Source organism: Rhodococcus sp. DMU1 (assembly GCF_012272955.1).
Taxonomy (GTDB): domain Bacteria; phylum Actinomycetota; class Actinomycetes; order Mycobacteriales; family Mycobacteriaceae; genus Rhodococcus; species Rhodococcus aetherivorans.
In genome coordinates this window covers 695,800-716,018 of record NZ_CP050953.1, presented here as the reverse complement: position 1 = coordinate 716,018, position 20,219 = coordinate 695,800, and the positions used below count along the sequence as shown (strand labels likewise).

Here is a 20,219-nt window from a genome sequence, read left to right as displayed (position 1 = left end):
CCCCGCTCGGGAGCCGCTGCGCGGCTCGATGGCGGTCCAGTCGCGCTGCCGTCGCCCGCGTCGCTGCGCTCCGCTCGAAACCCGAGTTTTAATGTCGAACAATGTTTTTCGCCGTCACCTTACGTGTAACCCCGGAGAGCATCGGCAGGCTGGGACGCGCTGCGCGCCCCGCGCACACCTCCGCCGCTGCTGACTTCCCGTCCCGACATCATGCTCCCATCATACCCAACACCCCGAACCCGACACCAGACAGACTCAACCATCACATTTTCCTACACCTCTTGTCTACCAACCAAACAGACCATCACTACCACATCTCCATGTGCAAATAATCGATAAACCACATCGCCACAATATTATTGGCAATACTAGTTGCGCCACAACATATTTCAAAAAACGCCCACCACGGCACCGAAACGCGCCGCCCGGACGCCCCCGAACCCCCGAACCGGACTCACCAACACCCGCCGGCAACCCCGCCGACCCCACCCCCGGACGTGTCATCGCCCCAGTTCACAGCACACAACAGCCCCCACACCACACCAACGGTGCAGGGGCCGACGCCGCGCCGGAACAGCGACACCATCACACCCTCCGACGTGGGGAACCGGCATCCAGGAACCGCACCTCGATCCCCTCCCGCTCCACACCGAGAAAACCGTCACCCTCGAGCCCACCGAGCGCATCACCATCCTGTCAACAGTGCTTTGTACGCTCAAAAGATGACAAAACCGGACGAAGCGGCACTCGAAACCTGGATAGAACAGTGCGTCGCACACCTGCGAGATGCCGAGAACTTCAACGTCCACAGACCCCACAAAGACGAGTTCCTCCTGCTCTACGGCGTCGCAGCTCGCGTCATGCGCTATAGCGACGCCTATCTCCGCCTGCTTCGGTGCGGGTTCGTTAGTGAGGCCGTAGTGCTGGCGCGCGCAGCGCTCGAACACGCCGTCACCCTCCAATGGGTCTTCATCATGGACGGCGGCATCAATCGTTTCCAGGTCGACGTCGGCCACGATCGCCTCGAGCACTACCGCAACCTTGCCGAATGGCTCAACCACCAGGAACTTGCCGAGGCAGTGGTCTCACTCAACGCCCCACCAAAGGGAAAACGGCTACCACCGTTCATGAACATGCTCCGGGACCTCGACCAGGAGAAGTTCCTCGAAACGAGTTACCACATCCTGTCTCAACACGTCCACGTCACCCACACCGCCGTCACTTCATTCATCGAGCCGGGCACCGAAGAACTGCACATCAAATATGAACAGAAGTACAGCTACCAATACCAGGCGACCTACGTCGTGGCGGTCTCATGCATGCTCGCCCGGTGGGTGGTAGCAAAGCTCACCGACAACCCCCGACTGCTCGAACTGCTCGACAAAACCTCAGACGACCTCATCCTCCCCATGACGCTCATCGACAACGTAAATGAGAAGAAGCGGCGCAAGGGACTCGCCGATGAGGCACAGCAAACGTAGCAACGGTTGGCAAAGGGACCGGCCCGCCTCTCTTGGGCCGATCCCCACCCACCTCACTCCAGGATCGACACCTCCGCGCCCGGATCAACCTGCGGCGGGGAACCACATCTTGGCGCCATCCCGCTCTCGACACAGTTCGGCGACGACGGACGATGGTCTAATTGGGCGTGACCGTGATCATCCTCGCCCGTGCAACCGACGGATTCGTTGTCACCTCCGACGGCCGTACCTGCACAAATGATCTACCCAAAGACATCTACGACGACTGCGCCGTGAAGGTGCGCGTTCACCGTTTCGGTCCCGGCGGCTACATCACCGCGTCAAGCGGTCGGGCGCGAATCGGAAGTGCCCCGATCGCAGACGTCGAGGCCCGATACGTGGCACAACTCAAGGACACACACGAAATCCCCTCCCCAAAGGCGTTCGCAGAGTACCTGCGTACCGCCATCAAGGAGTACAACCTCAAGCAATCGTGCGACTGTGCCACACGCATCGACAAGTGCGTCTACGAGAACACGCCCTGCCTCGACTGCATCGACACGCCCGACCCCCACTGCGACGAATGCCGTGGAGAACACAGGTACGTGTGGGCCAAGAATGGACCCGCCAGCAACGGCGATTGCATGTGCTCACCCGGCGAAGGCGAACCTTCAACGAAATCTCCGAAGTACCCCTGGTGCCGCTGCACAACCCACGTCGAAGGTGATTTGCAGTGGCTGTGCGTGCCATTCGGGCCGGAACGAACAGATCCGGTCACCACCACCATCACCTGCGATCACGAGGCACAGTTCGACCTTCACGCGATCACGCGATATCCGGTGGTGCAAGGCGAACTGGCCACCAAACGCGACTACATGATTCCCGTGATCTGCGAGACCAGCCGGCACGCCGCCCGGTTCGACACCGACGGGACGGACGGCAACGTCGTCGGTATCGACGAGACGATCGAGCGAGTCCGCAGCCTGCTGGCCACTGCGTACGAGGAGGGAAAGCACCATGCTGCCCTCCGACTGGGCTACCCTTCTCCCTCCGAAATCGGTCTCGGCGACAAGACAGAAGTCACCATCAAGGAGCTCGCCAAGGCCCTGCGCGGTCTCGACAGCAACCTTGACGAGAAAGTCGGTGTTTCGGGCATCGGCGGACGCGCCCTCGTCGCGATCGGAGAAGACAACGGGCATGCCCGCGATCCGCAGCCACTGCCCATTCCAAGACTAGGGGACGAGGAGTGTGTTGAGCTGAGTCAATGACACGTCCCTTCCCTGGCGCTGTCCTTGTAGGGCAGTTGAGACAGCGCCAGGACAGTCCACCGGCATAATCTCTCCTGCTCCTGCCGGTAGCTGCGGCCTTCGCTCCTCGTTGTTCATGTCGCAGTCTCCGGACGCATCACCTGCTGTCCACTACTCTTCGCCACGAGTAACCCGTTCCCTGATGATGTCGAAGATGTTGTCCCTATAGCGAGGCCTCACCCGATGGTGGATGCCTGCCTTCATCTCATCTACGAGCTTCCCCAGCGTCTCGGCGTGCCGGAAGCTGCCGCCGGCCGCGAAGTACGCCCGCAGCCAAGCATCAGCATCAGCCGGGTAACCCTCGGCAGCAAAAGCACGGACGAGCTGCACCACTGCATCCTTACCGAACCCGGAGCTCAACCCGTTGTACTCCTCCCGGACCATCATTTCGGCCGCAGCCACCATGAAAGAATCAGGCGCGGAACTCGTTTCGTGAGTATGCAGGTCGGTGGCTCCCTGGCCATCGAGCCACATTCGAACCATGTCCCGTGGCGACCAAATCAGGACGAAGAGCCGGGCGACCGATTCACCCTCCACTGCACGGCGGATAGCCTCCAAATCGCGTTGCTCGAAAGGGTGCAGAACGATCGCGTGGTCGATGACTTTGTCCTCGCGCTCCAGCATCAACAGCTCACGGATGTCGAATACCTTGCGCGTCGCAGCATCAGGCGCGATGTACTCGGCAACCTCGACGTCGGCGCCTCGATCAGCGCGACTGAATTTACGGATGTCGGTCACAGCGAAGAGGTACGGCGCTCCGCCGGTCCATTCGCGGATAATCGCACTCTGGGGCACCATCGCGGTGCCGTACTGGCCCCAGTCCTCTCGAACCATGTACGCAAGTTCCGTCATGGGAGCATGATCCCAGCGCCCTCCGACATCAGATCCCTCCGACTTCGCGCCGAAGAGATGCATCACCGTGACGTGCGCCAGCGTCTATGGGGGCATGGGGCCGACCGAATAACGCATCCGCACGCATCCTAAACCCGTCAGCACGGGAGGCCCGCCGCTTCGGCGGGCCTCCCGAAGGCCACGGAATAGGTGACCGACCTGCCGTCGTGACGACGCGCGGGGGCGTCGACGAGCGGTTCGCTAGTTCCCGAGCCTGCGCGCCACCCACCGTCACCATCAGTGACGGGCTATCGCCCCCAAGGTCGCGGCGAAGCCCGTCGGTCACCCGCCCGGAGATCCGTCGGTGAGACACGCAGTCGGGTGACAGACCGTAAGGCCGAGAAGGATCGGGAGGTAGTCGTCGTAGCCTTCCCACGGAACCGGCCGTGGTGGTGCGTCCGGGACTTCGCCGGACAGCAGCGCCGTGGTGCCCTCGGGTAGCGGATTGCGCAACACGACCAGACTCAGCAGATCCAGGAAGCGGAAGGTGGTCTCGACGGCCTTGTCGGCGAGCGTCCACAGATCCGCAGTCGATCCGCCGGCGAACGCTGGATGGAATCCCCATTCCTTGGCGATCTCGGGACCGATCTTGTCGATCCTGGCTGCGATGTCGGAGGTGATGTGAGCGCCGAACGGCGCTTCGCCTCGCGGCTCGTCCGGCTCCAGCAGCGGACCAATCACAAGGGCCGGCTGAATCTGCACGTTGTGGATGGAATTGCGTAGCTCGAAGATCACCCGCACATCCCACTGAAGCCGGCTCAGTTCCGCGATCGCGGCACTCTCTGCTGACTCGACGCCGTAGCGCGCCTCGACATGGGCGGTGTACCACCTCACATCGTGCAGCTTGGCTGAGCGTGCGTCCTTCCTCGGCAGACCCAGCGCCACATGCAGCGCGCGGGCAACCACGTCCGCGGCCCCGCACAGCAGGAGCAGCAAGTGGTCGAAGTCGTCCATGCAATCTTCGAGCACCGGCGTCGTGAGGTAGCTGCCCAGACTCCAGATGATGTCGTCGCGGCACTCGAGTGCACGCGCGAGCCGGCTCACGACCGTGCGGTACCGCGACCACACCTCGCCGGTCACCTCCGACGACACACCACTCGCGCCGGTCACGCGCGCTTCCCAGCCACGCAGTGCCGGAGCGAGGGAATGGACCGCCTCCGCGTAGTAGTCGTGTCGACTGTGGGTCCTCTTCAGGCGCGGCCCGGTAAGGAAGACATGCTGGCGGCGCAGGTAGTGCGCGATGATCGGAACCGCCTCCGCACGGGACACCACCACCACACGCTCGTGCATCGGCAAGAACCGGGCCGCAGTGACCGGCGCTTCGGAGATCAGCAGGTCAAAACCGGCACCGCGGGTAACCTCCGCCAGGACGGCATAGGTCACCGCGTCGTCCATACCGAAGTCGGCGGTGTGCCCCTGTGCGGCCAGCCTGTCTAAGGTCTGCATCGTCTCGTAGATCTGCTTGTGGGGGTGGGTCGAGCCGCGGGCTGCTTGGGTGGTCGAACCGTCCGGGTGCGGGTTCTCGTCGTTGATGGACCAGCTGTACTGCGCTCCTGGGTATTTGAAGTCTCCGGCCACGGCGGTGGTGTCGCGCACCGTCAGCAGGCCCGCTGGCGCGGGCACGGTGTGCTCGGTCGAGGTGATCGTGCTGGCCTCGACATCGAGGCGGAAAACCCGCGGATGCCCGATCAACGCCTCGAACAGCTGCACCGCCGGCGATGTGTCCTCGGGCAGGCTCTCGACATCGAGCAGAACTCGGATCTTGCGGGGACTCGGGCGATGAGCGAACAGATCCCCCTCGTCCTTGGTGGGTGAGAGGGTCTGCCTCTCGTTGCGGCGGATCGGATCATCGCCGTCCTGGTGCAACTCCCGGAAGATGCGCATCGTGGCATTCTGCCGGGAGCTGCCCAGGTAGCCGACACGTCCCCCGATGTAGGTACGTGCGGCATCGGCGCCGCGCTGGCACAGCGCTGTTCCGTGTCACGTGTTCAAGCTGCCACGGCTCTCGGCGCGGCCTGGGCACTCACGGAGCTGGCCCGGGTGATGCGGGCCGGCTCCTGCGGTCTCACCTCATCGACGCGCTTTCCGCTCCAAGATCTCCAGCGGCGACAGCTCGTACTGGCACTCCGGATAGTTGGGGCACTGTCCGCTCGCCAACAACAAGGTTCGATGATTCGGGCAGCGGGACTGACTCGTGGTACCCATCGGATACCTCCTTGCGATACTCAAACATTGCCTGACTTGGTCTCTTGACCAAGATCGCGTCGAGCATGGCAAACCCGCACCTTGGGCGCCAGCAGAATGGTGCATCCACCGTTCTCTCCGGGTGCCGCCCCGCGTACGCGATCCGTCACCGGCCTCCACCTGCGTAAACGTCACGTCCCGGTCTGGGATCTCGTTCTCGTCGCCCCGCCGCCAGCGGTGATCGTTGTGTTCCGGTCTCCAACCGCCTCGGCGCGCCGAGGTCCCCGAGCCGACCGCTTCCCGCTCGCACCATTTGTGATGCGCATCACGTCGCGAGATGAAAATCGAAAAATCGCAATAAGCCGAATGTACAACCACTCCGTGGTTGTACTCGCGCGTAAGCAAGCGATGCGGACACGCGGGACACACCGAGCACGACGAAGGGTTTCTCATGACCGTAGAGCAGCATCGACAGCAGAACGACCGACTTGGCGCTCTCCTGGAGTCCGCACAGGAGGTAGGGGCATTCGACGCGCGCGGCCGCCTCACCCCTGACTGCGCGGAACTCGCGCAGGAGCTGTACAACAACGCTCTTCCCCGCCTCCTCTCGATGCTCAAAGACGGGCGGATCGTGAGCGCGGGTCCGCTCGGTGCGGTGGTGTACCTCGATGCGGAAGATCTGGACTTCTTGGCCAAGAGCAAGGACACTCGGGACGAGCTGGCGCTCGAGATGATCAGCCGAGCCTTCCGCCCGTTCCTGGCCAAAGTGGTCGACCGGCGCAGGTGGGACTCATCGCAGTCGTCCCTGAGCACGTTTTTCGTCAACCGATGCCTGTTGACCAAGGGACAGGTCCTCGGTGACTGGGTCGAGCACCGCAGCAACCGCCAGGACGAACGTGCTGCCGAGAGCGAAGGCTTCAAGGCGGCCGGTCAGAGCTTCGACCAGGAGGATGAATTCCTGCGCCACGTCGTCTTCCAGCTCATCCAGGGAGCCCCGAGTGACGTCCGGCCCATTCTGGAGATCGTGTCTCGCGGCTTCGACATCCGCGACGCCGCCCGCGCAATGGAAATCACCGAGAACGCCGCGCGCAACCGGCTCTACCGGTGGCGCAAGCACATAATCACCCCGAAGCTGGGGCGCTTCGGAAAGGAAGTTCTTCCCCGCGGTTATGCCCTCGTCGAATACCTGCTGACCGACCGCCGCTCCGCGGCCTGACCACACCCTCAAGCGCACGGAGGACGCATGCACACCAACGATTCGAATCCACTGCCGCCACATCGCTACCGATGGTGGTACGGACATCCCTTGACCTCACTCATCACGGCCACCACGCTGGCAGGGCTGCTCATCGTCCCGTTCGGCGCCGACACTGCCGCATCCACACTGGCCGGCATGTTGGCCTTCCTGACCGCATGCAAGAGCGCCTACGGTCCCGGCGACAGTAAGGACTGACGCCACGAACGCCCCGGCAACTGCGCAAGCAGACAGCCTCCCGGTTGCTCGGGGCGTTCGGCGCCACCTGGATCTCGGGCCGTTTTCTGCTCACAACCCGGCGGCGTGCCGCAGACTCGACACATGCTCTCCGCGCAGGCAGCGCCGACACCGATGCTGGCCACGCTCGGTGAGGTGCCGTCAGACCCCGGGTGGGCGTTCGAGATGAAATAGGACGGCGCCCGCACGATCGCTCAGATCAAGGGTGATTCCTGTCGGCTCTACTCCCGCAACGGCAATGACGTGACAGCCTCCTACCCCGAACTGCCCGAGCCACTACTCGCCGCACTCGGCGATCGTGACACGGTCCTCGATGGCGAGATCGTCGCCCTCGACCCCAACGGCCGGCCCTCGTTCGGTCTCCTCCAACGCCGCATGCACGTACAAAAGCCCACCGCCGCGCTGCGGCGCGAAGTGCCGGTGACGCTGTACCTGTTCGACGTCCTCGCCCTCGACGGTCAGGACACCACCACGCTGCTTACCTCGACCGCCGCGCGCGACTCGATGACCTCGACATCCCCGGACGGCGCATACAGGTGCCACCGTTCTTCACCGATGTCACCGGTGAACGGATGCTCGACCTCGCCCGCGAGCACCGACTCGAGTGGGTCGTCGCCAAACGCGTCGACTCGCCCTACCAGCCGAGCCGACGCCCCCCGACCTGGATCAAGCACCCGCTCAGGTCCAATACAGAGGGCGTGATCGTGGGCTGGGTGGACGGCTCCGGCGCGGCCACCGGCGGCATCGGGGCACTGCTGCTCGGCGCCTACGACGATCCGATCGAGGGACACGACCGGGCGCTTCGGTACATCGGCCGCCTCGGCACCGGATACACCAGTGCTGTCCGCCGAGAGCTGCGCACCAAGCTCCAGAAGACCGAACAACACGCCAGCCCCCTCGACGTCGGACCACCGGCGCGCGACGCCCGCGGCATCCACGGGCGACCCCGAGATACGTGCGCGACGTCGAGTGCCGCGAATACGCCGGCGGCAGCCTGCGGCATCCCGCGTTCAAAGGACTACGGACCGACAAGACACCCGCCGAGATCGACCTACCGGGCCGGAATTGAAGACGACCGCAATGCTTAAGACAACCGATCTTGAACAGGGAAAACGACACGTCCCGCCGGATTTCGGGCGGCGCCGCGCGCTGGGTGGGAAATCAGTCGCGGAGCATCTTGAGTTGCCACCGAATCCAATGCCACCGCTCGATGACATCCGGATCGTCGGGGTCGTGGCCAGCGGCCTTCCAGACTGCACGGTCCTCGGCGTCCGTATCCGATTGGACGCATCCATCGGATGGGCCTCCGATTCCCTCACAGCGGCGGCGTTATCGGTCGTGGATGACGGGCGTCAGCAGGGGCATGGGCCGAGTTGTCGGCCGGCCTCTGCACACCGTCCGGCCATGCAGACCTCACCCGCGTCGGCCGCGCTCGATCCAGCCGGCACCACCACCGCACTCAGCGCCACCGGTCACGTACTCGACGACCTGTCCACGCTCCCCGCCGCGCTGAGCCTGTATGCGTGGTGGGCGGCTCCCAAGGTGTTCCCCGCAGCTTCCCGGCCCCACGCATCCCACCGACGCCGGGGTGCGGCTGCTCTACGTCGGTCTCGCGACGAACCTGCGTCGGCGGATCAGCAGCAATCACTGGCGCAGCGGATCGTCCACCTGCGCCGCACTTTGGCGGGGCGCGATGAGTAGTCGCCGCCGCAGAGGTCGACCTGCCGGGGCAGCAGATGCGAAAGAGCGTCGACCGGCTCGCTCGTCACACGGTCCGGTGGGGGGACAGAGCCTGACGCTCCCAACGATTCGAAGAACAGCGGCACGATCATCGGCTGCTGATCGTTGTCGGAACCAAATGCGAACATAGCGGTGCAGCGATAGTGAAACGGCCATCCGATGGACGTCCTTGCGGTGTTCGGCGCCGTCCGGCGCCCGAATAGATGGGCGTACGAAGAAAAGCCGGGCGTCAAGCGATCGGAGTGAATGCGAGTGGGGCGGAACGGGAACAATCACGGTGTCGGAGCTATCCGACGTGCGATCAGAACAGGCGCCACATGGGTCGCCGAGTCGGCAGGCACAACTCGTGCGGACAGCACTACGACCTCTCCGGCTCTGACCCCGCTCACACCCGACTTCAATGCTGATCAGCACCAGGTGTATGTAGATCACTTGAACGCTGCCCTACAGGATGGTGGGGTCCGCAACATCGCGTTGACCGGCCGATATGGAGCCGGCAAGTCCAGCGTGCTCCAGGAGTTCGCGCGCCGAAATGGGGACCGAGTTCTATTCCTCTCGCTGTCGACACTGGGACCGGAGGCCGCAGAGGAATCGCAGACCAACCAGATCGAGAAAGAGTTGGTCAAGCAGCTTCTATACCGGGAGAAGCCTGCGCGGTTGCCGCAGTCTCGCTACCAGCGCATTGACCGCCTGTCCTTGCGGCGGTCGGCCCTGGAGTCCGCTGGCGGGTTGATCGTGCTCGGGATAGCCCTGTGGTTGTTCGGCGTGTTCCCCGACCTTCCGGGTCTGTCGAGCGACCATCCTGGGTGGATGGGGATCGGCGCCGCGACCGTCGTGGTCGCTGCGGCAATCTGCCTACTGGCGTGGCTCCGGCTCGCCGTGCACAATCGGCTGTCGGTGTCGGAGGTGTCGGCGGGAGGGGCCTCGATTTCGCTGGCGGAGCCGGAGAGCTACTTCGATGAGTATCTCGACGAGATTGTGTACTTCTTCGAGTCGATGCGTCAGGTGGACATCGTCGTCTTCGAGGACCTCGATCGCTTCAACGATCCGGGCATCTTCGAGGCATTGCGTGAGCTGAACACGCTGTTGAACCACAGCAAGCAAACCCAGGGCCGGGTCATCCGGTTTGTGTTTGCACTACGCGACAGCATCTTCGAAAGGCTCGGCCACGACACGATGAACCACGACGATGACGCCGCCCTCGTCGAGACAGTGCGTGCGAATCGCACGAAGTTCTTCGACATGGTCATCCCGATCGTCCCGTTCATCACGCACCGCACGTCGCGGGACCTTCTCACCCAACTCGTCAATAACAGGCTGACACCCGACCTTGTGGTTGGACCTGACTTGATCGACCTCACTGCCCGTCACCTGCCGGACATGCGGCTACTGACGAACATCGTCAACGAGTATTCGGTGTACGCGAAACGTCTCATCACCGACAAGCGGGGTATCGCGCCGCTGGGGACAGACAAGCTGTTCGCAATGCTGGTCTACAAGAACATCCACCTCGCCGACTTCGAGCACATGCAGCAGGGGCGAAGCGACCTCGACACCATCTACCGGCTCAGCCGTGAGCTGGTCGCAGAGTCGCTCGCGGCCCGACGAACACGGCTTCGCCGTATCGCGGACGCAACCGCGCTCGAGGAATCCATCACCCAGCGGGCAGCGGACTGGGGCATGCAACTCACCTGGTTTTTCCAAAAAGTTGCCGAACAGAGGCATCCCCGGGCACCCATGGACAGCTACGTCATTGGTGACACGACGTTCTCATCCGAAGACGTGCACACCGACAAGTTCTGGCGCACGCTGTTCGACGACGGCAACGGGGTCACCGTCCGCGTCCCGCATCCACAAGGTGGCCATCTCTCGCCTCTGAATGTCACCGCGACAATGAGCGACCTCCAGCGCCTGTTCGGCGACCAACTCCCCCTCGACGCCTGGGACCTCGCGGAGCACGCCGTGTTGAAGCGCGAGGAGACACGCCTGCGCGCCGATCTTGCGGTCTTGCGGACAGCGGACTTTGCAGATCTTGTCACGCGCACCGACTTTCACCTTACTGATGAGGGTGGGCCGAAGTCCTTCGAAGAAATTCTCAAGCAGCACATCAAGTCCGAGGTCGGCCGAGCTCTCATCACCGCCGGCTTCATCGACCGGCACTACACGTTGTACGTCGCACAATACTACGGCGACCGCGTCCCCCCGAGCGCCATGACTTTCCTCGTGCACCACGTCGACACGAACAACCCCGATATCAACTACCCGCTCAACGACGAGGAAATAGAGGCAGTCCTGCGGGAAACGAAGCGGTCCTTCCTCTCCGATACCAGCGCGTACAACATCAGCATCCTCGACCATCTACTCCAGCGCGCGGACCCCGGCGCCGACACGATCTTGAACTCGCTCATCACCCGAGCGGGCGAACCCGAACAGCAGTTCCTGCAGGCCTACCTCACCGACAGCACGCAGGCGGCCGAGGCCATCGCCGAACTCGCCACGAGATGGCCAGCAGTTTTCACCCAACTCATCGAAAAGACCGACCTTTCACGGGAAAGACGCATCGAACTTGTCGATGTCGCACTCGCATACGCAAGTAGCGATGTCGACTATGAACTGGGCGACTCGATCCGCGCGTACTTCCTGGAGATCTACACGTCACTGCCCACCCTCACGGAGCCTCGTCCTATTGGCAACGCGAACGCTCACACCGAAGCTGGCACGAACTCCGATACACCCATGGACACGCAGATCCGCAACGCCGTCACCACGATGGCCTTAGCCGGGTTCGTCTGCGACGACCTCGCGGCTCTCAATCCAACGGCGCTCCGCGCCGTCGTTGAGAGCGACCACTACACCTTGACCGCCGCAAACCTGCGGACCGCACTCGGTAATCCAGACACGTTGAGCCTCGACCGCATACAGACTCTCGATCCAGAGATATACAACGACATCATCGAACGCCCCGATGGGTACCTCCGTGCCATCGAGGACGACATGATCTCCGACGCGCACGCACTGTCCAACAGTGGCACCAGCGAGATCTTAAGTCGCACACCATGGACAGTGGAGAACCCCGACGCATTCACAGACATCGTCACCGACATGGCCGACTACACCAAGGAGCAGGCCTCGGTTGTGATTGCGCTCGCACATCCCGACTGCCTCATTGATGACTTGTCCACCGTTCCGAACACTACGTGGGAGGCACTGGCGCATTCCCGCAGATTCCCCCCAACCCTCTCCAACGTCGCCGCCCACATCGATCACCAAGGCAAGGTCGACGCGGACCTCGCTGCCATTCTCATCTCCGCAGGCGACATCGACATCCCTGCCGACGGCGACAACGCAGCGAACCACAACGACGACACGGTGAAGGGCGAACTTGAAGAGACGAAGGTTCGTGTAGCCAAAACCATCCTCAACGCGTCCGACGTACTTCCGGACCCCGCCATGCGAGTCAAGCTCGTCACATCCCTTGACCTCGACGAGTGGATTCCCCCTGCCAGCGTCCGACCAGAGCCCGGTCTATTACTCGGGCTCCTCATCGGCGAGCAAATCTGTCAAGACGAGCCTGAGCTGTTCAAGCACTTCGCCACCAGCGGCTGGGAAGCCTTTCGGTACGCCATCAACCGATCAACCAACTTCCCCGAGTTCATCACCCCTGAACTGCTCGACACAGACATGACAGCACGCCTTCTGGAGAGCACAGGCATCCAAGCGGTCGTCAAGCGCGCGGTGCTCGAGCGGTTCGACGAATTCGTCCCGACAGACAATCGAGGTGTGCTGTCCGCCGCCGGTCGAGCCGCGCTCGCAAACAACATTTGCCTCAACGCCAGCTCCATCACCAGCATTGCGTCCGGCACCAGCGACGGCGACCTGGTCATGCGACTGTTCCACCACTTCGGAGACAACCTCAGCACCGATCAAGTGCTCGCGGCCCTACTGACACTTCCCTCCCCGTACGGCAAACTCACCACCTCCGGCGAAAAGCTCACATTCCACGTCGACGACCACCACACAGCGGTGCTCACTCGACTCAAGGAAGAGAACCGGATCACCATGAGGACCTATCAGCAGTCACGATTTAAGGACGCCCGGATCGAAGTCACTGTCAAATAGTTGAACGTCTTGTCATCCAATCGCCAGCGATAGGTCAATCGCCAGCGATAGGTTCGCACCGGGCGAATCGTGCACGGCAGAACCTCGCGGCTACTCAGCCGTGGGGACAGGCGCGGTCACCTCGAGCAGCCGCTGGTAGTCAGCGTCGCTGAGCAGATCCCCGGCCCGTTCGATCTGATCCCAGCTGCCCCGGATGTAGACGTCGGCGTCGGGATCGCCCTCCGGCGGACCACCGAAGGTGTAATCCCAGTCTTCGAGTTCGGCCATCATCTGCTCGTGGTCGATTTCGCCAACCGCGTGGCGCAGCAGCACCTCGCGCGGGGTGCGCTCACGTACCTCCGGCAGCGAACCGTCCGGGCCCACGACCGATCTGCCTCGACCGGCATGCAGCGCCCCGCCCCGGGGATTCTCACCGGCGCCGCCCGCAGTCTCCTTCCGACACCCGTGCTGTTTCCCATATGGAGGCTCGTGCTTATCCGGTTAGGTCAGGTGAGTTTGGCTGCGCCCGGTCCGGTCGCGATGATCTGCCGGTAGGTCGTGGGCTGCTGCTGGGACTGCAGGCCGAGCAGGGTCTGGAAGGCGGCCATCGGGGTGTGGCGGCGGTTGAATCGGAAGGTGTACTCGTCGAGGTAGACCTGCAGGTGCTCGCCGGACACTCCGCGGTGGGTGCCTTGCAGCCAGCTCTTGAGGTTGGAGATCACCCGGTGCACGCGGGGCAGTATCTCGTCGACGTCTTCGCCGCCTGCGCGGGCTGCCCGCTGGCTGCGGGGCCGGTGATCGTAGCCGAGCCCGGTCAGTGTCCGGTAGCCACGCCAGGCGTCGGTGTGCACGGTGGCGCCGGCGGCGACGTTGTCGCGGACAAAGCCGGTGAGTGCGGCGGCGGACGCGTCGTCGATGACCGCCATGCGGGCCCGTCCGCTGCCCGCGCCGCGGACCTCTACCCCCACTGCCACAAGGACTTTCGTGCCACGAGCCCGCCCGCCGCGCAAGCCGGCTTCGTGCCCGCCGACGAAGCACTCATCGACCTCGACCTCGTCGAGCAGATGCTGCCGTTCCGGGTTGACCATCGCCCGGCGCAGCTTGTGCAGCATCGTCCACGCCGTCTCGTAGCGCCCCAGGCCCAGCTGGCGCTGCAGCTGCACCGCGGAGACCCCGGGTGTCGGCGTGCTCATCAGGTAGGCCGCCCAGAACCACAGATGCAGCGGGGTGTGCGTCTTGTGCAGCACAGTGCCCGCGGTGACCGACGTCTGCCGGCGACAGGCCGCGCACTCCCACACCAGCCGACGCTTGGCCACCGGCCACGCCTGCCCGTGGCCACAGCGCGGACAGGCGAACCCCTCGGGCCAACGCGACGCGAACAGGTACTCCATACAGGCGTCATCATCAGGGAAGCGCCGCTGGAACTCCACGATCGTGCGCGGGAAGTCAGGACGCGGCATTTGCCCAGGCTACCTGATCTAACCGGATAAGCATGAGTCGGCTTACAACCCGGACGCGACGAATTCGGTCTGTTCCGCCTGCCCTTACCGAGGATCTATCGGCGTGAATGTACCGGCTCGCGACTCGATGACGGCGGCAGCATCGAGCAGAGTGTCCTCGTCGAACCGTCGGCCGAGCAGTTGCACTCCCGTCGGTAACCCATGGACGACTCCGGTGGGCACGGACATGGCAGGGAAACCGAGGACGGGAATGGCCATCATCGAGGCCTGCGCAGCCATGAGTCGGCGCATACTCTCGACACTGTCGATATCGGCGTCCTGATCGAATGCCTGCTCGGCCGACACCGGGATGTGTGCGCCTCATGCTCTCGGATCCTTCTCGATCGAGGTTCGCTCGGTTCCTGGACACGGTGTTCGCATCGTTACGGGGTGGGAGCGGACGACTTTCCCGAACTGATCGACGGACGAGATCTCCGCGATGACTTTCCGTCCCGGAACAGGTCGACACCGGTGAACGGATCCACCCCCGAGAGCGGGAGACATCATGACCGAGCAGACCACGCGCGCCCTACCTCCGATCGTCGGCGAGCAGACCTGGCGGGCCGCGCTCGACGACCTGCGAAGAAGGGAGAAGGCCGCCACTCGTGAACTCGACGCCATCGCCGCGCAGCGCCGCCGGTTGCCGATGGTCGAACAGCCCGACTACACGCTGATCGGCGCGAACGGCCCCATCCGCCTCGCCGACGTATTCCACGGTCGTTCCCAGCTCATCGTCTACCACCACATGTGGACCGACGGTGCGCAATGGCAGTGCGGCGGCTGCACCGGTCTCACCTCGCAGTGGACGCGGCTGGGCATCCTCGACAACTACGACGCCCGCATGGTCATCGTCACCAACGGGCCCATCGACGAGGCACTGGCATACAAGGCCAAGGTCGGCAACACGATGGACTGGTACTCGTCGTCGGAGAGTTCGTTCGGCGCCGACGTCGACGCGCCACCCGGGGGCGGGTTCGCCGTCAACGTGTTCCTCCGCGACGGCGAGAAGGTGTACCGCACGTGGCACACCACCGGTCGCGGCACCGAGCAGCTCAGCTACACCTTCGCGCTGATCGACCTCCTCCCCTGGGGCCGGCAGGAGCAATGGCAGGACTCCCCCGAGGGATGGCCTCAGTCCCCGACCTACTCCAAATGGCTCGACTCCCCCGACATCGCCCGGCTGTACGGCCCGACCTCGGACGACCGGTAGAGGAGCGGCAGTGATGGACACGCAACCGTCGCGCAGTGGCCACCTGCCCCTCAACGGGCTCAATCTCTACCACGAGGTCTACGGCGAACCCGGCGGCGACGCGACACCGTTGCTGCTCATCCCCGGCGCATTCCTGGGCACCGAGTCGATGTCGGCATGGGTGAGCGCGTTCGCCGCGACGCGCTCGGTGATCGTCTTCGATCAGCAGGGACACGGGCGTACCCCGGACACCGCGCGCCCGATCTCGGACGAGAATTTCGCCGACGACGCCGCGGCACTGCTGCGGACGTCGAGCGTGCAACACGCACATGTGAGTTGAGCGTGCAACGCGCACATGTGACGGGATACTCGCACCGCGGTGCGGTGGCGCTGCAGCTCGCGCTCCGGCACCCGAAACTCGTCGGCAAGCTGGTATCGCTGTCGGCCACCTACCGGCAGGACGGCTGGCACCCGTCGGTGCTCGAGGCCATCGGGGATCTCGAGGCGACAGCCTTTGCCGGCACACCGATCGAGAAGGCGTTCTACGAACACACGCCGGAACCCGCTGCGTTCACCCGCCATGTCGAGAAGATGACCGTGCTCACCGTCGCGGACCAGCAGATCAGCGACACACAGACGCGGTCGATCACCGCGAAGGCGATGGTGATCGTCGGCGACGCGGACGGCGTGAAGCCGGAGCATGCACTGGCGATGTTCCGGCTGCTCGGCGGCCGGGACGAGGAAGCGGCGGCGACGGGGATGCTGCAGACGGTTCCGCGGGCACGTCTGGTCGACGGGCAGGGACGCTCGCGGTAGAGCGGTCCCTGGCGATCCGTGACGCGCTGCGGGATGGGTACGAGAAGGAGGCACTGCCGCGCGCCGAGACCGATCCCGGCGACGGGCAGGGCACTTCGTTCCGACGACCGGTCGCCTCGACAAGCCGCTCACGATCGATGGTTCACTGGTGATCGTGGCGACCGCAGACGATGCACGACAGCGCGCCGAACAGCTGATGGCCGCGTTGACCCCCCACCAGAAACAGGCGATGGTGGACGCGATCCGCGCCGACGGCGCGACCGCGTGGCTCGACGACATGCTGCGCACCCCCGAACCGGTGGTCGGCGCGGCACCGGACCGCCTTCGCGGCTTCCGGGTCCGGCTCGACCTGATCGGCGCCACACCGCCGGTGTGGCGGCGCCTCGAGCTGCCCGGCGACCTGACCCTCGACCGAGTGCACGTGGTCATCCAGGCCGCGATGGGATGGCTCGACGGCCACCTGCACCGCTTCCGCACCGGGAGCGATCCCCGCTCCCCGCACTTCGTCACCGCGTTCGACGTCGAGGAAGGCGACGACGGCGTGCTCGAATCCACGGTCCGGCTCGATCAGCTGCTGACCGGCACCGGGGATCGCCTCTGGTACGAATACGACTTCGGTGACGGCTGGGACCACATGCTCGCGGTGGAGGCGGTCCTCGACGAACCGCCCACCGCAATACGCTGCACCGCCGGTCGGATGGCCTGTCCGCCCGAGGATTGCGGGGGCATGTGGGGGTACGCGGAGCTGGCGGCGTGGGTGCGGGGCGGGTGCGACCCGTCGTCGGTGCCGCCGCCGTTCGCCGACGTCGAGCACGCCCGCGGCTGGCTGCCACTCGACTGGCATCCCGACCGGTTCGATCCCGCCGACACCACCGCCGCTGTCGCGGCGGCGCTGGCCGCGCCGGTCCCGGTGGCCGAGGAGCTGGCGGCGCTGCGCGCCCACCTCGAACGCCACGGCAACCGGGCGCTGACGCAGCTGCTGGCACTCTCGGCCGCGCACCCGGTGGTCGAGGTAGGTGAGGCCGACGCCGCCGCCCTGCTCGAGCCGTATCTCGTGCTGCTCGACCTGATCGGCGACGGGGTGCGGCTGACCAGCGCCGGCTACCTGCCGCCGACACTGGTCGAGCACCTCGCCGACCGGACCGGTCTGACCCGATGGTGGATCGGCACGGCGAACCGCGAGGACCTGACCTGGCCGCTCGCCCAGCTGCGCACCAGCGCGCGAGCACTCGGTCTGCTCCGTGTGCGACACGGCCGGCTGACACCGACCACGCTCGCCCGCCGACACCGTGACCGGCCCCTGGCGCTGTGGCAGCACCTCGTGTCCCGGCTGCCGGTCGGCAGGACCGACTTCGACCGGCACGCCGGCTGGTCGGCCCTGACCGTCGTCGCCAGCGGCCTCCCGGCCGAACACTGGCACACCGAGATCCGCGCCCTGCTGATCGCACTGGGGTGGCGCGTCGACGCCCGCCCGTCACTCGCTCCCGCCGTCACCAGTCCCACCCTCGACGTCCTCGAACTTCTCGCCGGCACCACCCGCCACGGCCGGCCCACCGGCCCCCACCCCGCCGTCGCCGCCACCGCCCGCACCGTGCTCGGCCCCTGACTTTAACAACACCGCCCCCGTGTCCGACATACGCAGCCCCGCCGGACGCTGACTGTGCTCCCGCCGGACACTAACCGGACCGAACTGCGTGATGGTGGGGTGGATTCCGTGCGGCTGCCCGACCGCCAGCGAGGCCGCGGCGCATTCGTCGGGCGCGCAGAGGCACCGGCCCTGAGAGCGCCGGTCGTGGGGCGCGGTGATCCTGCGGCCACTCCCACATGGTGGCTCTACCGGCCAGGACCCGTTCCTGTCGGCAACCCACGTTCACATGTGTGAGGTCCCAGCCCGGCCCCTCATATCTAAACCGGTGCAACTCGGGCGCCGGTGTCACCTCGTCCACACCATCCCGGGACGTGTCATCTTCCCAGTTCAGAGCACTCTCCGAGGCCGCGGTCTTGCCGTCCATCCACGCGATCACATCGAACACGCGCAGTACGGAGATCACCTCGCCGAGGCCGGCGGCGTCACGGATCGACAGCAACCGGTGATGCAACGCCGCGTCCTCGGCGCGCAGCGCCTCCGCCTTCGGTGCCCAGGATCGCCTGCGGCGGGACCTGCACCGACAGAAACCTCACCGCAACCAGATCATCCGCGGTGAACCGATCCGACGCCCCCACCCGGTCGCCAGTGCTCGACCAGGAATCGAAAGGCGCACCGACATTGGCGCCTTCGCCCATAGGGGGCCACCTCGCGGCGACCGGAACTACCGCCCCCACACCGATACAACCGAGCCGAGTCCACGGATCGAGCCCTCTGTACCGCCACGCCACCGCCGCAGGATCAGGTGGCCGTTGAGCCGTTGCGTTCGAGCCTCTCGGCGATCCACACCTTGATCAGCGACTGCCGGGTAACCCCGAGACGAGTCGCCTCACGATCCAATTCTGCGATCATCCACGCCGGGAAGTCGACATTGACACGCCGCTGCTCCTCGCCCGGGCGCCGGGCCCTGGCCGTATCGAGCGCGAACGTCACGTCCTCGCCCGCATCAAAACGCTCGTCGAACTCGTCAGCTCTCATAAGGCGCCACCTCTCCATCACGTGAGCGCCGAACCGAGATGATCCGGGTCCGGCCCGCACGATAGGTCACCACCGCGGACCACCATTTTCCGTCGATCACACCGATCACCAGCCACCTCGGCTCATCCGTAGTTTTCGCGGGCACCTCGAGCCGGTGCGGATCTCGCCACAGTGCTTGCGCCGACAGAAAATCGATGCCGTGCTTGGCCAGGTTCGCTTCGCTCTCGTTCGGATCGAACTCAAACCCACTGCAGGAGTTCCCGCTTTCCTACGCCAGCTCAGGCCGAAAACTAAAACGTACGACTCGACACTGGCGGCATCGGAACCAGCAGGTCGCCGACGAGGATGCTCGCGGCACGCAGCACTGGGCGTGCCGGGGGGTGGGACGGACGGGAGTGCAGCCCGGCTCATTCGTGACCGCGCCTAGACTTCCGAACACGTTCCGAATACCATGGCTGCATGACCATCGCAGCAAACCTCCCCGCCCGGACCCGACGCTCCTCGGACCTGAGCAAGCACTCCGCCGAGGTCTTCGCCGAGGCCGAGGACCACCCCGTCACGGTGACCCGCCGCGACGGCGAGGCGCTGGTCCTGATGTCGCAGCGCGAGGCCGAGGGCCGCTCGCGGCTGCTGAACTTCGCCGCGCAGCTCATCACCGTCACCCTCGACGACAGCGGCTCGCTCGCCGAGCGCATGGCCAAGGCCTTCCCGTGGATGCTCGCTCTCTCGCCCGCCGACCGAGAGTCCTGCGCGCAGGACCTCGTGGACGCGGCGCGCGCCTCGTTCTCCACCGACCAGCCGCACCTGGCGATCGCCGAGCTGACGTCCTGGAAGGAGACGGCCACGGCCGTCGCCGCAGGGCTCGGCAGTGCCGACCTCGAGTGGCTCGACGAGGACGAGACCGTAGAGCGTCCGTAATC

At 64.9% G+C, this 20,219-nt stretch carries 20 protein-coding genes and 2 pseudogenes; 13 read left to right on the top strand and 9 right to left on the bottom strand.

All coding sequences use genetic code 11. The features are described 5' to 3' along the window. Nucleotides 1–722: 722 nt before the first annotated feature. Both HFP48_RS31250 and HFP48_RS31245 read left to right on the top strand, forming a co-directional pair. Entirely contained in the window at nt 723–1,481 is a 759-nt protein-coding gene (locus tag HFP48_RS31250; protein ID WP_168581122.1) for a DUF5677 domain-containing protein, read from the top strand. A gap of 167 nt (nt 1,482–1,648) precedes the next feature. Then, nucleotides 1,649–2,728, top strand: coding sequence for a hypothetical protein (locus HFP48_RS31245; protein WP_168581121.1), 1,080 nt, complete (start codon nt 1,649–1,651; stop codon nt 2,726–2,728). A gap of 150 nt (nt 2,729–2,878) precedes the next feature. Here the strand turns inward: HFP48_RS31245 and HFP48_RS31240 are convergent, their stop codons facing one another. Both HFP48_RS31240 and HFP48_RS31235 read right to left on the bottom strand, forming a co-directional pair. Then, the gene (locus HFP48_RS31240) at nt 2,879–3,619 is read right to left on the bottom strand and encodes a hypothetical protein (RefSeq protein ID WP_168581120.1); all 741 of its coding nucleotides are present in this window, start codon (nt 3,617–3,619) and stop codon (nt 2,879–2,881) included. 321 nt (nt 3,620–3,940) lie between these two features. Further along, on the bottom strand, nt 3,941–5,542 hold the full coding sequence (locus tag HFP48_RS31235; protein ID WP_168581119.1) for a hypothetical protein: 1,602 nt from the start codon (nt 5,540–5,542) through the stop codon (nt 3,941–3,943). Between the two features lie 751 nt (nt 5,543–6,293). On the opposite strand from HFP48_RS31235, the gene HFP48_RS31230 reads away from it, so the two are divergent. The 6 genes and pseudogenes from HFP48_RS31230 to HFP48_RS31210 all read left to right on the top strand — a co-directional run bounded on the left by HFP48_RS31230 (nt 6,294) and on the right by HFP48_RS31210 (nt 13,193). Beyond that, on the top strand, nt 6,294–7,058 hold the full coding sequence (locus tag HFP48_RS31230) for a hypothetical protein (protein WP_168581118.1): 765 nt from the start codon (nt 6,294–6,296) through the stop codon (nt 7,056–7,058). A gap of 90 nt (nt 7,059–7,148) precedes the next feature. After that, entirely contained in the window at nt 7,149–7,295 is a 147-nt protein-coding gene (locus tag HFP48_RS31225) for a hypothetical protein (RefSeq protein WP_168581117.1), read from the top strand. A gap of 228 nt (nt 7,296–7,523) precedes the next feature. Continuing rightward, nucleotides 7,524–7,748, top strand: a pseudogene (locus HFP48_RS32260) (ATP-dependent DNA ligase); the annotation flags it as partial. Between the two features lie 122 nt (nt 7,749–7,870). Beyond that, entirely contained in the window at nt 7,871–8,422 is a 552-nt protein-coding gene (locus HFP48_RS32255) for a hypothetical protein (protein ID WP_348983376.1), read from the top strand. Between the two features lie 316 nt (nt 8,423–8,738). Then, a pseudogene (locus tag HFP48_RS31215) lies at nt 8,739–9,003 on the top strand (GIY-YIG nuclease family protein); the annotation flags it as partial. Nucleotides 9,004–9,320: 317 nt separating this feature from the next. Next, on the top strand, nt 9,321–13,193 hold the full coding sequence (locus tag HFP48_RS31210) for a hypothetical protein (RefSeq protein WP_348983375.1): 3,873 nt from the start codon (nt 9,321–9,323) through the stop codon (nt 13,191–13,193). Between the two features lie 90 nt (nt 13,194–13,283). Here the strand turns inward: HFP48_RS31210 and HFP48_RS31205 are convergent, their stop codons facing one another. The 3 genes from HFP48_RS31205 to HFP48_RS31195 all read right to left on the bottom strand — a co-directional run bounded on the left by HFP48_RS31205 (nt 13,284) and on the right by HFP48_RS31195 (nt 14,977). After that, nucleotides 13,284–13,556, bottom strand: a complete 273-nt coding sequence (locus HFP48_RS31205) for a hypothetical protein (protein WP_168581115.1) — start codon at nt 13,554–13,556, stop codon at nt 13,284–13,286. A gap of 122 nt (nt 13,557–13,678) precedes the next feature. Beyond that, nucleotides 13,679–14,632 carry an IS1595 family transposase gene (locus HFP48_RS31200; protein ID WP_168581114.1) on the bottom strand — a complete coding sequence of 318 codons (954 nt, stop codon included), beginning with the start codon at nt 14,630–14,632 and terminating at the stop codon, nt 13,679–13,681. 84 nt (nt 14,633–14,716) lie between these two features. Beyond that, nucleotides 14,717–14,977, bottom strand: coding sequence for an amidase family protein (locus tag HFP48_RS31195; protein ID WP_246872705.1), 261 nt, complete (start codon nt 14,975–14,977; stop codon nt 14,717–14,719). Nucleotides 14,978–15,176: 199 nt separating this feature from the next. Here HFP48_RS31195 and HFP48_RS31190 point away from each other — a divergent pair, with 199 nt between their 5' ends. From HFP48_RS31190 to HFP48_RS31175, 4 genes are all read left to right on the top strand, one after another. Continuing rightward, nucleotides 15,177–15,881, top strand: a complete 705-nt coding sequence (locus HFP48_RS31190; RefSeq protein ID WP_168581113.1) for a DUF899 family protein — start codon at nt 15,177–15,179, stop codon at nt 15,879–15,881. Nucleotides 15,882–15,894: 13 nt separating this feature from the next. Continuing rightward, nucleotides 15,895–16,200 (top strand): alpha/beta hydrolase, encoded by a 306-nt coding sequence (locus HFP48_RS31185; protein ID WP_168580683.1) that lies wholly within the window; start codon nt 15,895–15,897, stop codon nt 16,198–16,200. Nucleotides 16,201–16,202: 2 nt separating this feature from the next. Next, on the top strand, nt 16,203–16,676 hold the full coding sequence (locus HFP48_RS32020; protein ID WP_246872703.1) for an alpha/beta hydrolase: 474 nt from the start codon (nt 16,203–16,205) through the stop codon (nt 16,674–16,676). Between the two features lie 154 nt (nt 16,677–16,830). After that, nucleotides 16,831–18,282 (top strand): plasmid pRiA4b ORF-3 family protein, encoded by a 1,452-nt coding sequence (locus HFP48_RS31175; protein ID WP_246872702.1) that lies wholly within the window; start codon nt 16,831–16,833, stop codon nt 18,280–18,282. A 70-nt stretch (nt 18,283–18,352) separates the two neighbouring features. Here the strand turns inward: HFP48_RS31175 and HFP48_RS32015 are convergent, their stop codons facing one another. From HFP48_RS32015 to HFP48_RS31160, 4 genes are all read right to left on the bottom strand, one after another. Then, nucleotides 18,353–18,775, bottom strand: coding sequence for a DUF6308 family protein (locus HFP48_RS32015; protein WP_246872696.1), 423 nt, complete (start codon nt 18,773–18,775; stop codon nt 18,353–18,355). Then, nucleotides 18,747–18,959, bottom strand: coding sequence for a DUF6308 family protein (locus HFP48_RS31170; protein WP_246872694.1), 213 nt, complete (start codon nt 18,957–18,959; stop codon nt 18,747–18,749). Before HFP48_RS31170 ends, HFP48_RS32015 begins: the two co-directional genes overlap by 29 nt. Before the next feature lie 103 nt (nt 18,960–19,062). After that, on the bottom strand, nt 19,063–19,299 hold the full coding sequence (locus HFP48_RS31165) for a CopG family transcriptional regulator (protein ID WP_168581112.1): 237 nt from the start codon (nt 19,297–19,299) through the stop codon (nt 19,063–19,065). Continuing rightward, entirely contained in the window at nt 19,289–19,510 is a 222-nt protein-coding gene (locus tag HFP48_RS31160) for a BrnT family toxin (RefSeq protein ID WP_168581187.1), read from the bottom strand. The genes HFP48_RS31165 and HFP48_RS31160 overlap by 11 nt, the downstream gene beginning before the upstream one ends. 248 nt (nt 19,511–19,758) lie before the next feature. Between HFP48_RS31160 and HFP48_RS31155 the strand changes: the two genes are divergently transcribed. Continuing rightward, a complete protein-coding gene (locus tag HFP48_RS31155; protein ID WP_168581111.1) occupies nt 19,759–20,217 on the top strand; it encodes a prevent-host-death protein in 459 nt (152 codons plus the stop codon). Nucleotides 20,218–20,219 lie beyond the last annotated feature (2 nt).